Below are 20,817 nucleotides of genomic sequence, written 5' to 3'. Positions count from 1 at the left end.
GAAAAACGCGTTACCGCAATAACCATTAATATTCCTAAAATCGTTACTACCACTACCAATTCCGCTAGGGTAAATCCTTTTCTTTTCTTTTGGATCGCCTTCATATTCTCACCTCCTTTCAAGTGAATTATCTATGCAAACCGCCTGTTTGACGGATATTGCCATCTTATTGCAAAGTCTCAAACACGCTGAACATCGGAAGATACATCGCTATTACTATGGTCCCGATAAGAAGTCCCATAACCACAATCATAATCGGCTCTATCAAAGAGACCATCTGTTGCATTGCCGCTTCAAGCTCTTCGTCATAGTAGTCCGCCGTCTTCTCCAACATCGCCTCAAGATTTCCCGACTCTTCTCCTATCGCTATCATCGAGAGCATCATCGGAGGAAAGATCTTTGTCTTCTCAAGCTGGGTCGTCATACTCATCCCCTTCTCTATGCCGGTAACAACGCTTTTTAACGATTCTTCCACATAGGTGTTCTGCGTCGTCTGACCTGCCGTCTCCAAGGCGGAGACCACATTGATCCCGCTGGACAATAAGGTGGACAGGGTTCTGGTAAAACGGGAAGTTACGATCTTGGTCATCGGGTCCCGGATCAAACGAAACTTAAGCTTAAACCGATCGAAACTCAATCTTATCTGAGGTTGCTTTAAAAGATTAATCACCAACAGCACAAGCCCTGCAATTACTAATAAGATGATATACCAATAATTAACCAAAAGCTTACTTAATGCCATAACCATAAGGGTAAGTGCGGGAAACTCCACATTGGATGCTGCAAAAATCTCCATAAACTTAGGCATTACAAAGACCAGAAGAATCGTTACTGCAACGGTTGCAATAATACTAAGGATGATCGGATACATCATGGCCCCCTTGATCTTGGTGCGTATCCTTCTCTCTTTCTCATAGTGGACTGCCATCTTCTCAAGCACTTCAGCGAGTTGACCCGTCATCTCGCCCGCCTCGACCGTCTTCTTAAAGAGATCGGGAAAGGCATTGCCCTGCATATACAGTGCATTGGAGAGGGTCTCTCCCTTCTGCACGGAAACGGCAACCTCTCTTGTGATCTTTCTCAGATGCTTGTTTTTGTTCTGTTCAATCAGGACATCGAGACAACGGTTGAGAGCCATCCCGGCATTAAGCATGGTACTGCTCTGGCGGGAGAAGAGGACGAGATCCTTAAGTTTGAATTTCGGAGTTCCAAAGGTAATCTCCTTGGACTTTTCTTCTTCTTTTTCAATGTGGATCGGTTTTGTGCCCTTGGTTCGAAGGATGGAAGCGGCTTCCGAAATGCTCTTTGCCTCAAGACTTCCTTGAACAACATCTCCCGCTTCGTTTATCGCCTTATACTTAAACTTCCCTTCCATTCTTCTTCCTCCTTTGCCCTATCTGATACAAAGAACTTCTTTGACTTAGCGGGTTTTTCAACCTGCTCGATCTTCCCTAACAAATATTCCCTTTTAAAACTGCTTTAATCATCTTTTTTGTTTCATTTATATTACGCTTGTATGCGTTGTATAACAAAGGTTTCGCCTCCAGATCTCATACTGTTTTCCAATAATGGATATATTTGTTCTGCGACTACGAAAATTCGTTTTATCCTCTACGAGTCATCAATCGTTTATATCTATCACTCAAAGGAAGAACCGTATCACAAAAATTACAGAAACTTTTTCACTTCATCATAGTCGACCGCATATTTGATAAAGGTCTCCTTGTCGATCTTGCCCTGTTTATACAGGTCGGTCAACCAGGAATCCATGGTCTTCATCCCTGCCGCCGCATTGGTTTGGATAATGGTTTGAATCTGATGGGTCTTTCCTTCCCGAATCAAGTTTCGAATTGCAGGCGTAGCCGTCATAATCTCCAAACTGACAATCCTACCTGTTTGATCAGACCTCGGCATAAGCTGTTGAGAGATGACCGCCTCCAAAACGGAGGACAACTGCGTCCTTACCTGTTGCTGTTGATGTGGAGGGAAGACATCGATTACCCTGTCAATCGTCTTTGCAGCCCCGATGGTGTGCAGGGTGGACATAACCAGGTGGCCCGTCTCCGCCGCTGTCAAGGCGGTCGCTATCGTATCGAGATCTCGCATCTCTCCTACGAGGATGATGTCGGGGTCTTCACGAAGGGCTGCACGAAGGGCATTTCCGAATGAAAGGGTGTCTTTTCCAAGTTCCCTTTGATTAACCATTGAGTTCTTGTGCCTATGCAGGTACTCAATCGGATCTTCTATCGTTATGATGTGTTCGCCTCGAAATTGGTTCATATGATCGACCATCGCTGCAAGGGTCGTGGACTTTCCGCTTCCTGTCGGTCCCGTTACCAGGATCAGTCCCCTCTTCTTTTTGCAAAGTTCCTTCAATATGGGCGGAAGCTTTAATTCCTCCATTGTGGGAATGGTGTCGGATACAGTTCTCATAGCGACCGCACAGTTTCCCCTTTGTTTGTAGACGTTCAGTCGAAAACGAACCAATCCCTTGTGAGAGTAGGCGGTGTCCAGTTCTCCCTTGGAGAGAAACTTCTTAAACTCGTTCTCCGAAATCATTTCTTTGATGATCGCCACTGTATCCCTCGGTCCCAAGACCTTATTGCCATAATGCGTCAACTTACCGTGAACACGCAATACCGGGGGAAGACCAACCGTTATGTGTATATCTGATGTGTTCCGTTTGAGGGCTTCCATTACTATCTCATCTATCATACCATCCGTTCCTCTCAGATCATCTTCTATTTCTTTCATCTCTCTTGCTCCGTATATCTTAAAACGTTTACCTTCCATCGAAACAGAACGGTAAAATCAAGTTTTTATCTTACTTTGTACTTACAGTATTTAAATTTGATTACACCGCTTACAGACGTTGACCTTTTGTTGCAAGCATATCTTGTTTATGCGTGCATTTCGACTATTCCTATTCATCGACGCTGTAAGTCACTTTGAGCATCTGTTCTATCGTCGTAACTCCATTTTTAACAAGTTTTGCCGCTGATTCACTCAAGGTGCTCATTCCGTTCTCCCTTGCTGCCTGCTTGATCCTATCTATGGATTCCCTTTGGTTGATCATGGTCTTTATCTTTCTGTCCACGACCAAGATCTCGTGGATCCCGGTACGTCCCGAATATCCGCTTCCGTTGCAATAGTTGCAACCCGCACCCTTGCGGAGGATGATCGGTTTGGATATTCCCAGCAAGTTCATCTCTTCGGGAGTCGATGGATACTCGTAACCGCACTTGGGACAAATCTTCTTGATCAAACGCTGGGCAACAATCCCCACAACTGCCGAAGATACCATATATTGTTCGATCCCCATGTCGACAAGTCTGGATATCGTACTTGCCGTATCGTTGGTGTGCAAGGTCGAAAGTACGACGTGGCCCGTGATTGCAGCTCGAATCGCAATCTCCGCCGTTTCTTCATCTCGGATCTCGCCAAGCATGACAACGTCCGGATCCTGTCTCAGGATGGAACGAAGTCCGCCGGCAAACGTCATCCCCGCCTTTTTGTTTACTTGGACCTGATTGACTCCGTCCAAGCGATACTCGACCGGATCCTCCAAGGTGATGATATTCTTATTGATGCTGTTAAGCTCTTTTAAGACCGCATAGAGAGTCGTGGTTTTTCCGCTGCCTGTCGGTCCCGTCAGAAGGATTATCCCTTCGGGCACCTTGATGATTTTATCAAAGAGAGCCAAATTCTCTTTTGTAAATCCCAATTGCTCTTTTGAAACGACAATTGAATTTCTGTCGAGAAGTCGAATAACAATCTTCTCTCCGTAGACCGTGGGCAGGATTGAGATACGCATATCGACAACACGACCGTCCAAGCTTGTTTCGACACGACCGTCTTGAGGGATCCTCCTCTCGGAAATATCCATTCCGCCTATGATTTTGATCCTTGTCACAATCCCGTTGTGAACTCCCTTATCGAGAGTCAAAACTTCTTTGAGTTCTCCGTCCACACGAAACCGAACTCTGACCCTATGTTCAAAGGGCTCGATATGGATATCGCTTGTCTTTAACTTGATGGCATCGAGGATGATCGATTTCACCAAACGTACGACAGGTGCATTGATGACGTCCGAAGATTCCTCAATGACATCTTCGACCTGTTTATTCCGGCTTTCTCCAAATTCCGTAATCGCTTTTTCAACATCCTCCGACACATTATAGACTCTGGTATAAGCGTTGTCCAACTCGTTTTGTGTCGTCATCACTCTGGATACGCTCTTTCCGGTATAAAGTTTGACATTTTGGATTGCGATGATATCCAAGGGATTGGTCATAGCGATAAGGATCTTATCTTCCTTTGTTGCCAAGGGCAAGATGCTGTATTGCCTGGCTAACCTCTCCGGTATCAACCGCGTCGCTTCTTCACTGATCTCATAGGTGCTCAAATCGACATATTCCACCTTGAGTTCCTGTGCAACCGCTCTCGCCATCTGCTCTTGCGTAATCGCTCCGAGTTGAACCAAAGCTTCTCCCAGAAGAATCTTTTTTTCTTCCTTAAGCTTTCTTGCTCTTCGCAGATCTTCCTGTGTAATTAACTTGGACTCCAATAAAATCTCTGAGAACTTCATACAAAACTCCTCCAAACAAGTTCTCCTCATCCTTTTCGCAACGAAAGAAGACCTGCTTTTCTCCATTCCTATAATAGGTAAAACGTTTTCGCTTTCAGGGCAAACCACACCGCTAAACACAACCTCACTCATCCTGTATCATTCGCTTTAAAACAAGACGGCACAAAACAATTGTCCGACATCTCTTTGCGACACATACAGTATCGTCTCAGCTTATAAACCCATTCCCTTAATAATCTCTTGAAAATAGTAGACAGAACGCCCAAAAAAGAATCGTAAAATCAAATGGATGTTGGTGTAACCTTAAGATTTAAAATAAGTTTTTCCCGATTTGAGAATAAGAACATCTTCAAAAACCTATCACATACCAATTTCCTTTTCACTTCTCATAGATTCTAGCACACGCTTTTAAAAAAGTCTATGTTTTTTTTAGGTTTTTTTGATGTTTTTTGTCGTTTTTTTGTCGTTTTTTACAAAAGCGTAACATTATTTGAAAAAAATGAAATCTCAAACAATAATATCTACGTAGATATTATTGTTTTCAAAATACACTGTCAAAACGCAGTTATACAAACTCTTACTATCCAACACCAAAAAAATTATTTCTTTATAAATGCTATGATATAATAATAACGAACCATACAAGATTTTATAAGAACCGGAAAGAGAATATCGAAACATGAAGGGCTTATCGGAGATTCCATTTTTCCTTAGCAAAGTGAGAAACCTCTATTATCGTCGCCGAATTTGACGTTAGATTAAAACTTCGGAAGAAGCACGGAAAAGATGATGACATCCGGCCATAAACCGATATACCGAAGATCAACCAACACAGTTCAAAGTTCTCTTATTCCCGAGGAATGTCCACTTCATTAACTATAATGCTATTTTTGTTATACCCTACATAAGTATGTCTTAATTATTTTTTCAAGAAAAAAGAAGGCCGACTTCGACCTTCTTTTTTTCAATATGCCAAAAGTATATCCCCCGATCTTATCCAAACAGTTCAAAGCGGGACAAAAATTCAGGTTATCTGATGACCGCATGCTTGTATCTTCTTCGGACAAGTGTCTTCCGAAAATTTCGCTTACTGTTCTCGACGTTTTCCTGCTATTCCCATCAAGATGAAGACAGCACCCGTCAACGGCATCAGTTTAAGGAAGAAGTCAAGATTATAAATCTGTCCTGTCTTGGGTATCTTCTTACGCACCTTCTTGAGTTTCGTCTTAATAACAGGATTTTTCTTCAATTCCTCGTTTAAGTCCTTCGGTTCGGGTTCAACGTTGCCTTCTTTCGGGACTTGCGGAAGTTTGGGCAAACTTGAAGACGGGTCGGAACTTCCTTCCTCGACAAAGGTTCCCTGATGATCTGTTGGCGGATCGGTAGGTTCAGGAGGTGTCGAAGTCCAAGGTGCTTGAGGTCGATCCTCGTCAGGCACGGAAGGAGGTGTTCCCCCTCCCGAATTCGGAGGAGTTTCGTTAAGCCTTGTGTTTGTGATAACAAAGCCTTGATCAACATCTCCCGTCACCTCGACCTCGAAGACATTCCTTCCTATCACAACGATCCTTCCGTTGTTGAGCCCGTTCGGATCTCCTTCTTCAAATAAGGTGTAGTCATTTTGAACTTCCGATCCGTTCGTAATCTCTTTGATGACAACATTACGGAAAACTCCTTCCCAGTTGGTGTCTTTGCTGATCTGTATAAAATCTCGAGTCCTCTGTCCGTTTTTAACCAAAAAGACTTTGACTTCCGGTGCATCTCCTGCCTGAATCCGATTCCACTGTTTCTTGACATAGACATCTTTTTCGTATTTCAGATAATTGTTTACGACTGTCAAACCGTTCTCATTCTTGGAATAAGAAGGAGGTGTCGCATCGTTTCCGCTTCCGTCGACTTCTTTGACATAGTATTCGTAATCTATTCCGCTTGAGTTTGTCTTGTCCAGATCGCTCCAAGTAATATGCACTTCACTCTCCGTAGAGCTTGGAATATCTTTGAGGGAGTCCGACGGAACCTCTTCATCTACCACAGTTTGCTTATTTCCATGTTCGTCGATGATTACAATTCGACGATATAACTTCAACCAGGTCCGGGGTTTTTGGCTGGGCCCTCCGACAAAGATGTTCACGCCCGTAACCTCGATCTTTGGTGAATGATACGTGTTCGTAACTTCAAAACCGTCTATGGTAGCGGTATAGTTCTCCGGCACTTGCTCATCTGCAAAATACTCATACTCTTCTCCGTCTTCGTTGTATACGGGAAGCTTGAACTCTTCACTTTGAAGAAGGGTAGCACTCGCTCGAAACTCTCTGACGAAATCCCTGTCCTCTTGCCCTGCCGCCTTACGCTTGAGCAGTAATGTCGCTCCCGATTTGGGGCCGTCGATCCAGACCTTATTGAGTCTTATACTCACGGTTTCTTGTTTGTTCGTGATTTGATAACCGTCTACGGTTGCCATATATCCCGTAACCGGATCTTCACTCAAGGTATAGGTGTAATCCCGACCTGTATGAATATTCTTCTTGGGAAGCTTGAATCCGTTATCGTCGGTTTCGAATACAACATTCCAATTTGACCTGTCCGCAGTCTTAACTGCAATTTCCTGACCGTCCTGATAGAGCCGATATGTCACACTCTGAGGATAGATTTCTTCCACCTGCTCCCAGGTCTTGGTAACCGGAATTTTGACAAGTTCCCTTGTGTTTGTTACCGAGTAGCGATCGACAACCGACTGATAACCCGGAACCGGAACTTCTTCCACAGTATATTCAAAGGAATGTCCATCCAAATCAAACTCGGGCAGCTCCGCAAATTCATACTTCCATACATTCAGATCCGCGCCCGCTCGAAGCTTGGCAACTTTATACGGGTTGGGATTCTTGTGTTTATCTTTATACAGGTAAAGGGTAATCTCGTCGGGTTTCTCTACTTGATTGCTCTCGTCAACCCAATTTTTTTCGACCTCTATGCTCTTTACCTGTCTCGTGTTGGTCAGAACAAAGGCTGTTTGATCAACAGCTGAAGTATAGCCCTTTACCTCAGCTTCCTTGAGACTGTAGACATATTCACGACCGTTCTCATCGTGAGTGGGCAGGTCGGTAAATTCATACTGCCACTGTGTTGACTCGCCCAAGTTTGCCGTTCTGTAAGGTTGATCCGCTTTGTCATCTCTAAGAAGGTATACGGTTACAGAAGTCGGATCGGGTTCTCCCGTCGTATTCACCCATGCCTTTTTGGCAGTTTTTGCAGTCGTCTTCTGTCTGTTGGTAATGACAAAACCGCTTGCATCTGCTTTTTCAGAAATCTCCGATTCGTATGCGTCGAAGTGTTGTTCTTGGATCTTATATATATAGTCAATTCCGTGGATATCTGTCTTATCCAAGTTGGAGAAACTGCCTTTCCAGCTGTTGTCTTTATTCAAGATCATCCGCTCTTCAAAACCGTTGTCTTCAACGGCATTTAAACTTCTCTTCAAAACGACCTCGACTTCAGTAGGCGGCTTCTCTCCCCGAGCCAACTCCCATATCTTTTCGACCGTTTTTTCCGTCTTGGGAATAACATAGGTGTTTATTACTTTCAAACCGCTTTCTTCTTTGCGATAATTTTCGGGAGTAAAGTTCTCATCAGTTCCCGAAGCATCGACTTCTTTCACGGAGTAGATATATGCTTTTCCATGTTCATCCGTCTCTTCCAAATCATCCCACGAAACTCTTCCCGTGAGAGGATCGACCTCTTTGACCTGCGCATGTGCAACACTCTGAGGCTGCTCTCCCCTTACATTGCGATAGAGTTTAAACCAGGTATTCGGTCTTGTGTCGGGACCGTCCACCCACTCCTTCTCCGCTTCGACACGGATGGACGGACTTTCGTAGATGTTCACGAACTCGGCAGACAGGAAGGTTTCCCCTTGTTTTTGCTCGGCTGTCCTTTCGTCGGAGGTCTCCGGTTTAAACACGATATCTTCATCAATCTCGCTTCCGTCCGCCTTTACTTCTTTTACCTTGTAGATATAGTCGTTTCCGTCTTCATCGGTAACAGGAAGACCCGTAAACTCCGCGATCAGATCACGGTTTAAAATTCCTGAAATCAATCCGCCCTTAGGAACGTCCTTTTCTTCTCCCGGAACTTGTACAAAGTCGGTATCGTTTTGTGTCTTGCGATAGAGGATGAACTTCAGATCCGGTTTTTGTACCTCTTCTCCCAAGTTCCATTCTTTCTTGACCTTCAGATCGATTTGAGGACTTCGATAGGTGTTCGTCACCTCAAAACCTCCGATCGTCTCAGTGTATCCATGGGGCACATTCGGCTCTTCGACATAATAATCGTAACCCCGACCTGACGGATTATGCGTGGGAACGGTGTATTCCTCACTCTCCAAGACCGTGGAGGTCGCCGTAAAGCGTCTTACAAAATTCGGGTCCGTATCGGCGCCGACCCTTCTCTTGAGTTCCAGAACAACATCGGGCTTGGGGCCCCTGTCCCAATTCTTCTTGAGTTTGATCGTCCTTGTATTCTGCGTATTCGTGATTTGATTTCCCTGAACCGAAGTTGTATAGCCCGCTACAGCATCCTCGGCAACTGTATAGCTGTAATCCGCTCCGGTTTGTGGATTTTTCTTGGGCAGTTTCAGACCACTGTCATCCATATCAAAGACCGTGTTCCAGCTGTCTTCTCCTACCGTTTTCGAACCGATCTCCTGACCGTCTCGGTAGAGACGATACGTTACATTCTGCGGATAACCTCCTTCGGTTTGGATCCATACCTTCGTAACAGGAACCTGTGTCAGTTCACGGGTATTAGTCACGGAATAGCGATCGACAACAGACTGATAACCCGGTACGGGGACTTCTTCCACCGTATACTCATAGGCACGTCCTGCGAGATCGAATTCGGGAAGGTTTACAAATTCATACTTCCAAACATTCGGGTCCGCCCCCGCCCTGATCCGAGCGGTCTTATAGGGGTTCGGATTCATCTGCTTATCCTTGTAGAGATGAATTGTTATCTCTTCAGGTTTGTCGAGTGATCCCGCTTCATCGACCCAGGTCTTCGTTACTTCAATGCTCTTTACCTTTCGGGTATTGATGATTTTAAAGGTCGATGGATCGATGACGGGAGTGTAGCCTTCCACCTCATCTTCTTCGACGGTATACACATAGGCCTGTCCTTGGGAATCGTGGGACGGAAGATCTCTGAACTCGTGTTGCCACTGATTTGTAGCTGACAACTCCACACTTCGATACGGAACATCCGTTCTGTCATTTCTTATCAGATGTACCCTTATCGACGTAGGATCTGCTTCTCCCGTCGTATTGTTCCACTGTTTATGAACCGTTTTATGGAAGACTCTCTGCGTATTAGTGACAACGAAACCGCTTCCGTCCGCCTTATTTTGGACTGTTGCATCGTATGCAGCATGGTTTTGTTCAACCAACACATACGTATAGGTTTGGCCGTTGACATCAGTCTTGTCAAGATCTACAAAGGTGTGTCTCCATCCGCCGGCTTCATTCAAGGTCGCCCTTTGAGCATAACCGTCTTCGATCACTCCATTGAGTTCCCTTTTGAGAACAACTTCAATTTGAGCAGGCTTAGCTTCCCCATCGGAAAGAGCCCAAACCTTCTCCACTGTTTTTTGTGTCTTGGGAATGACATAGGTATTGATGACCTTCAATCCCTGTTCTTCCTTTCGATAGTTTTCTGGAACGAAGGTCAGGTCCGTACCCGTGGAATTTACCTCCTTGACTGAATATACATAGGGGTTTCCGTGTTCATCGGTCTCATCCATCGCCTCCCACGATACCGTGTTCGTAAGGTTATCCACCTGTCTGACCGGTGCGGTCAAGACTTCTTGAGGCTCTTCTCCCGCAATGTTTCGATACAATTTAAACCACGTTTGCGGTCTGACATCGGGACCGTTTACCCATTCCTTGGTCGCCTCGACCCTTCTCTTCGGGCTCCTATAAAGGTTCTTGAAGCTTGCCGAAAGGAAGGTATCTCCCGCTCGCTTGATCGCTTCACGTTCGAAAGAATTTTCAGGTACGAAGTTTACGGTTTCGTCAATTGCACTTGAGTCCGCCTTGACTTCCTTGACCACATAAGTGTAGGGCTCGCCGTTTTGATCCGTAAGTGCAAGATCCGTAAACTCGACCGAGATCTCCCGATTCAAAACCGTACCCACGATCCCGGCACTCTTGGGAACGAGCTTTTCCTGTCCTACTACCTGCTGTAATTGAGGTGCAACAGCCGTTTTTCTGAACAGAATAAACTTCAGATCCGGTCTGGTCGCATGTTCCCCAAGTTCCCATTCTTTCGTGACTTTCAAGCTTGTCTTGGGGCTGTGGTAGGTGTTTGTTACATCCAAGGTGTTCTGAGCAGTGTTGCTCTCATAGAAGAAGTCTTGCATATTGAGCTGCACTCCATGTTCATCTGTTTCTTTGACATAATACACATATTCTTTGACGGTTCCGTCAGGCAAATGTTTATACTTGTCAAAAAATCCGAACTCTACCTGTGTATCCTCTCTTCCGATTTGAGCAACAGGTACCTGAACTTCTTCACTCGTTCCTCCTTCATAGGTTCTAAATAGTTTGAAATACACCTGAGGTCTCCTTGCAGGATTTCCTCCTATCCACAACTTTGAGGCTCTGATTTCGATCTGTTCCTTGTTTTGCATAATGCGAACCTGATTTTGTCGCGGATCGATATTTAGGGGCTGCACATTTGTCGCTTGGAAACTCTGTTCTCCTCTTCCGGATATCACATAGCCTGTCGGGGCACCGGTTTCTCTTATCTTATATTCTCCGATAAGAGGTACGTTCTCAAACTTGATCATCCCCTCTTCTCCCGTAGGAACCCCCACGGAATGAAGCTTGCCGTCATAATAGAATTCAAAGTTGGAATTTGTCAAATCTGCAATCGGTCTCGCATTGTCATCGACCTTTTTCAAGAAAACGGTCGTCGTATCGAGCTTGTTGTAGAAACTCTTTCTTGCAACCGTACTGTTCGGTGTCAAACTTACATGAGAGACCTCTTCGATCCTCTTGTAATTCACAGGAGCATTTGTTTCGACAATGGTATAATCTCCTAATTCCAGGTTTGTAAATTGAACGATACCGTTGGCATCGGTCACACTTCTTCGGATTGGAGTTGCATTGTGTGCTTCTTCCTTTGTCAGGTGTCCGTCATAAATACTGAATTCCGCTCCCGGCAGGACGTTATTGCCCCTTCCCTCAAACTTTGTAATGTGGATCTGTCCCTTTTGTCTTACATTTTTGAGATAGAATGTCGCCTTGGGATTGTTGTAGTTGATCAAGCGATCGAGTTTAATCGTTTGAGCCGGAGCCTTCACATATCCAACGGGCGCTGTCAGCTCACTTAGGGTATAGGCTCCGTATTGAGATAAGCCTTCGCTGTAACGATATACGCTGTAACCATCGACATCCTGGGTACTCAGCGGCACAACGACATCGTTGTTATCGCGGTAGTTTTCCTTCAGCTCCAGCCTTGCTCCCTTGAGTTTCTTATAGATATGTCTCTGTGCGACAATGAGGTCTTCATCGTCCTGACGATTCTGTTTCATTTGCTCAAGCGCCTGACGTGCCAAGGCATCCGTCTGATATGGACCACCCAGTTCCTCTACCTTGACAACACTGAAGTCCATTTTTCGGTTCTTGACCGTCTTGGAGATCGTTCTGGAAAGGTAGGGATCTACCGTAAACTCAATCGGCTCAACTCCCTTGAGATAACCGTTCGGGGGAAGGATCTCTTCTACACGATAACGGCCGTAAGTCAGGTCTTCAAAGCTGAGTTTTCCCTGTTCGTTGGTCATCTGCGTATATTTCTTATTGACTGTATTTTCATCTTCCAGTTCCCGATATTGTCCGCCGATATTCTTATAGAGTTTAAAGGTCGCATCGGGAAGTTTTTCCTGCGTATCGGGATCGATCTTTTCTATAAGCATACTGCTTTTAAGCACCTGTCTGTAATTGGTAATCAAAAGCATCTCCGGTCTGAAGTATCCTTCCTTCTCCATACTTCTGACCATTCCGCTGTCATCGACATAAAACTCGATCGGCTCCGCCTTCTCATACGATTCGGGAGCCTGTACCTCCACAAATTTATACACTGTATTGGGAACAAGGCCTCCCACAGCGATCCGTCCTCTCGCATTGGTCGTATAGTTGCCCCGACTTGTATCTCCCGCTCCGCTGTCAACCACTCCCGTCGCCGTCATGGTTTTTCCGGTATCAAAGAGTTCAAAGTTGACATTGGGCAAGAGTTCTCCCTCTGTGGTCCTTCTCTGTGTATCTTTCTTGGTTCGAACGAGATCCCTCACTCCAAGTTTCACCATCTCAATATTGTAGGTCCTGTTTTGAATGACAAAGGTATAGATCTTATGTTCAGGGTTTTCGGTGTCGACCTCTTTGCTCGTACTCTCCACGGAAGACGATTGGAACCCGTCGGGCAAGGGCAGTTCGAAGGTAAACGGTTCGATTAAGGTAAACCTGTTCAAATTGCTTAACTCCGCAAGTCTATACTGACCGTTTTTCAAGTTTTTGAACTCGAATACTCCGCTCAGGTCCGTAGTTCCCTCCAAGACTTCCCTTGTTGAGAGATTTTCAAGCTTGAATTTGACATTACCTAAGCTTGTATCCCTGTTCTTCTTGTGAATCCTGAGGGTATACTTCGTATTATCGACAGGAGGCAGCTTCTCATCTTCAAAGGTCTGTACCACCTCATCTACCGGCTGACCGTTCCTTATCTTTTCCAAATCGGAAACATAGTCATTATAATCCAGGACTTTTCGATAAGTTTGCGTGTCAAGTTTATAGCCTGCAGGAGGTTCGACCTCTCTGATCTCATAGGGCTTGTAATTTACATTCTTGAAACGGAGCAATCCTTCAGGATCGGAGACGGCGTCTTTAACGAGCCCATCCTGTTCCAACCTGTATTTGGCACCGGATAAAGATTGTCCTGTAAGCTTATCGACCTTCTTAAACGTCAAGTCTTTCTTGGGTGTGATCATCTCATTGGTTACAGGAGGAACTTCCGTATATTTGGACAGCCCCTCATAATTCATTGCAAAGGTGTTATTCGCCTTCTTTCCTTCCCACTGTTCGATATGAGCAAGGTCGTAGTCGGGTGCCTTCATCTCCAGAACAATTTCCAAACGGCTGTATTTTGACAGGGTGCTTGCACCTCCGCCACCGATATGGAGCCCTATTGCTTCATTGGGATCATTCGTTTGGAGAGCGGGGTTATTCTTTGCTCCTTCCAACCATTGTTTTGCAGTTCCCCCAAAAAGGTTGGCGGGATAGCCGTCTCTGCTCTTAAAGTATGTTATGGGGAAGTTCGCTTGAACATCATCGCTCTGTCCCGTCTTAAGGTTCGTCATTCTTATCGACTTCACTCGAACCAAAGTGTTTGCAAACTGAGACCCTCTAAGAGGATGGTTTCCCGTCAAACCCGCCAGCAACAATCGATCTCTGTCATAGGGAAAGAGGTCGAAAAACTCCATCTTATTGACATCAAGAGCGAGATTGTTGGAGACTTCAAACTTATATTCGAAGGTCTCTCCCGGAAGAGTTTGGATCTCATCCATCCAAGCCCCGTCAACAGAAGATTTTCGAATATATTTTCTTCCTACAAGACTGTCGTTGAACAGGAGTTTAAAGGAGTGACTTGAAGTCGTAAGCCTTTTATTTCCTTCTTCTACAATCGGCGCAGCATTCTTGTGTTCGATCTGCTTACTTGCCTCGGTCTCCGTTTCTTCAAAGTCGATATAGGCCTTGTTGACAACGGTTCCATCTCCTGGAGCTCCATATTTGATCGAAGAATTTACCTTTGCAACCCACGCCAGGTTGCTTGGAACATAGGGAGCGGAAAAAATCAGTTTGCTCGCTCCGTTTACAAGTTCGGTGCGGTAGGTTCCCCCCACATTCTCAAACTCGGGATTCAGTGTTACCCTCTTGAGATCCAAATCTCCGGGGAAAAGATCCACCAGTTTAAAATTCTTAATATAAAAAGGTTCGTTGATCTGACTGATTGTGTATCCCGCACGGAATCCCAAGGTATAGTCGACTTCCTGTGTGGGATTGGTCACTGTCTGGTTATTCGATAGATTGGACGACTTGGTTACCTCAATATATTTCTTCGTCGGCCTGATATATTTGCTTGCACTCACATAAGTTTTAAACGGTTTATCCGAAACCCCCACTTCTTGAACATCGACATCGGCAAAAATCTGTGCCAGATTCTCCCTGTTGGAATAATTGTTGGGAATCTGCTTTCCTTCCTTCAACTTGCTTCCTATGTCGATGACAATCTCCTCATCCAAAGAGGACAAGGTCACGTTCTCAAAGCTGAACTTTATGTTCTTGACCGTTCGCAGTTGTTCTGCTGTAAGCGTGTATTTCTCATTTGCAGCAAGAGAAATCTCGCCTACCAGCTTATCTGCCGTGTACTGAGGTCGTACATGATTCAACGGAGAAGGTTCCCTTGAATTATACAGGAAGATCTTCATAGGATGGTTTGCTCTCACGGAAGTGAAATCAAACAGTCTGTTCTCTTCTCTCTGTCCTCTGTCGAGATCGAAGTCCCATACTTCGATGTTCTTGATCCTGGGAACATGGTAGAAACTTCCATTCTCATTCTGAGAAAGCACTCTGGACGGTCTTATCCTTATCGTCCAGGGCAGTTCTATATGCGTATCCGAAGAATAAGGAATAAAGTAATGCTCGTATCCGGTCTTGGATACCAGAACACCCTCGGTAATCGCTCCTATCGCAATTGAGCGATTGGAGGTCGAATTGAGTCTATACACGGGAACGTCGTTTCCACTCGGATTGTGGATGTGGATCTCGGTATCCACCCTGTTGATGATCCCGGTCTGTGCAACCGCCTTCGGAAAATCCAAGACAAGCTTGGGAAATCTGCCTCCGATGATATGCCAATCCGTATATCTTCTTCCATCCGGTGTAACCAAGGCATCGAGAAACTCCTTGTCCAGTTCATAAGAAACGGTATTATTGGCAGGATCATACACCCACCCTTGGTTTTTTGCGGGATCGAATTTTGCCGCTTCAACAACTTCTCTTCCGGTGGCTTCATCCCATTTCCTGTATGTCGGCAAGGTATCCTTCATAACAATCCGATCGGCTCGTCGTCCCAAATCGTGAAAACGAAACCAATAGGTCATCGATACATCTGTATGTCCGTTATTGGAATTTTCGTTAGGCGATCCCGTGACTGTTGTCGGTTCTCCATGAAGCGCTTCCTTATGAAATCCCGGAGTTCGATAGTAGGTAACGAACTTCTCCGAAGATGCAAGTTCTCCCTTTCTTCTTCCATCTTCGATCACATAATAGGCCTTTGCATAATCCTCATTGTCCATCGGTGTATCCAAACCGTCATATTCAAACTTGACTCTGATATTCATTAGAATGCTGGTGTCTTTGATTTCCTTGATCGGATAAATGACTTGTTTTCTCTCCGGATCGTAGTAGGCGGGTGCAGAAAGCTCCACATTCGGTATGGTAGGAGGGAAGGTCACAAGACTCTTATTCTTGGTAGCGTGTTGAGGAAGTTGAATCACTACCTTGCTGTTCTTTTCGTTCGCCGGAATATTCTTGAGATTAAACAACGCTTCCACGTTCAAAGCTGTTCCATGAGGTGTAAACCGTTCTTGGGTATATCCGGTCCTCTTTATCGAAACCTTATATTCCGGATCGTTGATCGCTGCTATTGTTCCATATACAAAGGTAAGTTTGCTCGTACTTCCTGAAGGCACTGCACCGATAGTTGCAGTTCTCGTAGAAGGATCAAAGGACGCTATCCCCTGAGGCTCTACTTTAATCGAAGTTGCACGATAGCCTTCAAAATCCGGAGCAACCACCTTTTCCCCTTGAGGCATATAACGAGTTGTAGGAGAAGTTCCCGGAATCTTATTTCCCGATTCATCCTCATAATCGATCACGGTTTTACCGGGATTGATAAGGATGCCCGGAGGTGCAGTAATCGGTACATCCATATGTTCGATAAATACAACGGTCGGATTATTCGGGTCCAAATCCCTCATATTACTCCCCAAGGTAAGCTGAGAAGCATTTTTGAATTTCATTACCAAAGGTCCGCTTGACAAAAAGGGTTTTGCCGATGTCAGTTTAACCTTGACACCCGGTGTGGTCGAAAAATCCAAATCCTCGGTTTTCGGACTTCCGATCAATCTTCCAAGTTCGATGGGATCTGCTGTAACAGGAAGTTTAAACTCCTTAAATACCGCCGTATTTTCAGCAAAAGCTTCGGAACCGATCTTCTTAAGACCTGTAAGATGTCTCAAATCAACGCTTGTGATTCGGTTGTTTCTGTAAGAGTTGTCATCGATAACTTCAACACTGTCAGGAAGAAGAAGGTCTGCGATAACATTTCGTTCCCCGTTTATTCCTCCTCCGGAAAAAGAACTTCTTCCAATATGTTTCAGTTTAGGAAATCCGCTCAAATCCATTTCCTTAATCTTGGTATTATAAAAGGCGGAATCCAAGATCACTGCCAATTCCGGAAGATTTTTCAGGCTCGGTTTTGACAAGTTGTAGTTATATTGAAAACCGCCCAACGTTTTCAGTTTCGGATTATCTTCAATAATGACATCTGTAAGACTTTTCCATCCGCCCTGTTGTTCAAAAGCTCCGGCACCTATGGTCTCCAAACTGTCCAAACCCTTGATAACGACTTTTTCCAACTGGTTTGAAGTAAAAGCTCCGCCTTCTATCGTCTTTAACTTATCCAAACCGTCAAGCTTTAAAGATGTGAGTTTGGCTCCCCCGAAAGCCCTCGTTCCGATCTTTGTCAGTTCGGGAAAGGGTGTCAAATCAAGCTCCCCTTGGAGCTTCGAACCGTCGAAAGCATGTCCGTCAATGACCGAAAGCAAAGGCAGGCCTTCCATGACAAGATTTTCAATCGGTGCTTGATAAAATGCGCTATGAGCTATTCTGACAAGCCTCGGAAGATCTTTTAAGGTTACATCTACAAGTCCGGTACCACTGAAACCCTGCATGGTCTCAAGCAGCGGAAGACTCTCCACCGTCAACTTTTTGAGACTTCGGATCCCTTGAAATCCATTGAGGTTTTTCAATCCGGGCAAATCTCTAAGTTCCAGTTCCTCCAAAGCCGTCTGTCCAAAAACATGTTCGGATAAACTCTCCAAGCTCCGTGCCCCCTGTACCTTAAGGCTTCTTAACTCCGGATTATCATAAAAGGCTTGGTAGCCTATTCTCTGCAAAGATGTCAACTCCGATAATTTTACTTCCTTAAGTTTGTTGCTTTTAAACGCGTAGCTCTCGATGCTCTGAAGATTTGTCAAGCCTTCCAAATTCAAACTTTCAATTTGATTGCCTTCAAATCCTCCCAGTCGAACAAGCCCCCTAGCTTCACTGAGGTCCAATTCCCTAATCTTGTTACGATAAAAGGCATTATTTCCTATAATTTTAAGAGAAGGAACATTCGATAGTCCTAAGGTCCCAACCTCATTACTCATAAACGTTCGATCACTGATCTGCTCTAAAAGAGGCAAATCTCTAAATTCTACCGTCTTTATTTTGTTTTCGATGAAACTCTCATAGCCGATCATCTTCAGCTTTGGAAGATCGTTGAGAACAAGTTCGTCGATCACATTTTTCTTAAAGGAATAACTCGATATCGTTTCAAGTTTAGGGGTTGCCTCTATTTTGAGTGTTTTGATTGCATTGTTCTCAAAGCTCGAACTTCCTATGATTCGAAGTTCGGGCAGATCTGTAAGAAGGACTCCTTCCAGTTTGTTATCCAAGAAGGAACGATCTCCTATGACTTCCAGCTTCTTTAATTTATCAAATCCAAACTCTCTCAAATTGTTGTTTCTAAAACTATCTACCCCGATATAAGTCAGGTTGACAAGGTTCTCTTCATTAAGCACATCGACCAATCCGCTGTTTTGGAAAGCATAGTGGTCAATGGATTTCAGCTGCTCCATCTTCTCAAAATTCACGGTATCCATCTTCTGATCTTTGAAGGCGGAATTATTGATTGCTGTGATCGGCACTGCCGTTGTCGGATTGATGTCGGGAAGAACAACATTTTTGTTATCTCTCAGCTTCTCCAAACCGGTGTCACTGAAGCCCAAGATCCTATCGGAAGAATAGCGAAAATCCTTGTACTTCCAATCAAGTCCCGGAATGATTTCCTCTTCTCCCTTGTCTATCGCCGTAAACTGAAATTGGAGGATGACACTGTCTTTTTCTCCGTTGTGATCTGTCAGAGTAATCTCCACCTCCTCGGTTTTTTCGACACGGGGTGCGGGAATCGTGTTTCTACTCAAGGTAATACGAGGATCCTGGTTTTCTCCGCTTAAAAATACCGGCCGGATTACCTGCCCCTGAGAATCGTAGAAGGTAATATCCTTTAGGATCTGTGTTTTACTCAAAGAAGTGGTTGTCGTAAACACGACCTGCTTGCTCTCCGAAACGGAAATGTGCGGAGAAGAGGTTCTCATATACAGCAGTTCTATCTCTATTTTATTGTCCTGAATACTGTTTTTGTCGATCGGAATCGTTGTTCCCGTTCCAAGATAAGTGTATCCTTCCACAATAGGAACCGGGTATTCATCTTCCAAATGGATCAATTCATGCTTTTTTGTAATTTTGTTGATCAACGGACCATCGTTGGTCTTGTCCTTGATGGTTATAATAACACTGACGGGATTGACTACATAACGAGATATATCCAAGCTCGCAATCGCGTTTGCATTCCGGGCAATATCGACTTCTACAGGCTCTTCTCCCTGATCGAAGCTATCTTCCTTTAAAAGTTCCTGCGGAGGGTCAAGTGTTTCCACCGTTAACTTCTTCAGGTCGATGTTGTTGGTAAAAGCTTGATTTCCCACATCGGTAGCACGTTTGAGCCTCGCTTCCTGTAAGCGGTTGGAAGCAAAAGCACTTGTTCCCAGAGTGATGGCACTTGTCTGCACTTGGGTCAGTTCGTTCGAATAGAAAGCAAAATCCCCTATGGTTTCAATCTCGCTCTCATCCGTAAATTCCGCAATTTTATTGTCTGCAAATGCGTATTCTTCGATATTGACGACACCGGACTTGAGGGTAATGGACGTCAAGTTGGAATTTTGAAAGGCATGAGATCCTACAGAAGTGATTCCTCCTCCTATTACTACACTGTTCAGATCCAATCCGGAAAAAGCATTCGATGAAATTTTGGTCGCCTGTCCAAACCCGGATATCGTCACATCCTTATTGGCTAAGATTTTGGTCTTTCCGCTGTCGGAAAATCCTTTGATCCAATCATCTTCTATAATAAAATCACCTTCCTGGAAATCTGCCGCAAGACGATTGGCACCTTCTCCCACCTCTGCATTTCCTGAGGTAAGCTCTTCGGGTGCATTCACGGAGGGGGTTTCGGAAGAAATTTCGGAAACAACATTCTCTCCTTCTTGAGACCCTTCCGGAGAAGAAGATACAGCATCTTCTATCTCAGCTTCTCCTTCCGTGTTCGTTGCATCTTCTTCCACAGAAGGTTCTCCTTCCGAAGGGGGGATACCTTCCTCGGACAAGGTTTCTTCGGCTCCGAACAGCACGGAAGAAGGATCTTGTGCGAGTTCTTCCGCTCGTGTCAGTACCAGAGTAAAGTTCGATAATAAGATAAATGAGATCACTAATGATGCGATCGCTCTTTGAAATAATGTTTTGTTTCTTTGATTCATACCGGTCCCCCTTATTTTTGTTTATTTAAAACGTAATATATTCCAAACCTCGTTGGTTTAATTTAATTTCTTCGCTAATCATTATACTTACTTTTTTTACAATTTTCAATTATAGAACTTCTTTTTCATAAAACTGTAACATTTTTTTAACATACTGCTCTCCCCATTAAAAATACAAACGTTTTCCTTTGTTCTCAATAGAGAAAAAAATCTGCGAAAACCTCAGTATCCGAGTTCGATAAAAGCGAAGATACAGGGTAATACCTCATAACTCGAAATACACATATGCAATCTATTTCATATCGACGGGAACATTCTTGAACATCTTAAAAAGGGAACTCTCGCCTTTGCACGGCGTATTCACAGTTACGAAAAACAGCTTAACAGTATCACCTTTTTGACCCCTTGATATCAATACCCTGTTTCCTATGGTTCTTAAACGTTTTTTGTGTTCAGAAATGAATATACTGCTCTTCCATGAAGAGTT

At 44.5% G+C, this 20,817-nt stretch carries 5 protein-coding genes; all 5 read right to left on the bottom strand.

Annotated features, from left to right (window positions below; all coding sequences use genetic code 11):
- Positions 1-104, bottom strand: a 104-nt coding sequence (locus tag ACFO4R_RS03720) for a type IV pilin protein (protein WP_379787677.1), incomplete at its 3' end; no start/stop codon positions are given.
- Between the two features lie 62 nt (positions 105-166).
- On the bottom strand, positions 167-1,375 hold the full coding sequence (locus tag ACFO4R_RS03715) for a type II secretion system F family protein (protein ID WP_379787672.1): 1,209 nt from the start codon (positions 1,373-1,375) through the stop codon (positions 167-169).
- A 293-nt stretch (positions 1,376-1,668) separates the two neighbouring features.
- A complete protein-coding gene (locus ACFO4R_RS03710; RefSeq protein ID WP_379787671.1) occupies positions 1,669-2,754 on the bottom strand; it encodes a type IV pilus twitching motility protein PilT in 1,086 nt (361 codons plus the stop codon).
- Between the two features lie 169 nt (positions 2,755-2,923).
- Entirely contained in the window at positions 2,924-4,588 is a 1,665-nt protein-coding gene (locus ACFO4R_RS03705; protein ID WP_379787670.1) for a GspE/PulE family protein, read from the bottom strand.
- Between the two features lie 1,087 nt (positions 4,589-5,675).
- Positions 5,676-20,330, bottom strand: coding sequence for a Cna B-type domain-containing protein (locus tag ACFO4R_RS03700; RefSeq protein ID WP_379787669.1), 14,655 nt, complete (start codon positions 20,328-20,330; stop codon positions 5,676-5,678).
- Positions 20,331-20,817 lie beyond the last annotated feature (487 nt).

Source organism: Filifactor villosus (assembly GCF_042652965.1).
In the GTDB taxonomy this organism is placed as follows: Bacteria; Bacillota; Clostridia; order Peptostreptococcales; family Filifactoraceae; genus Filifactor; species Filifactor villosus.
This window is presented reverse-complemented; position numbering and strand designations above follow the sequence as displayed.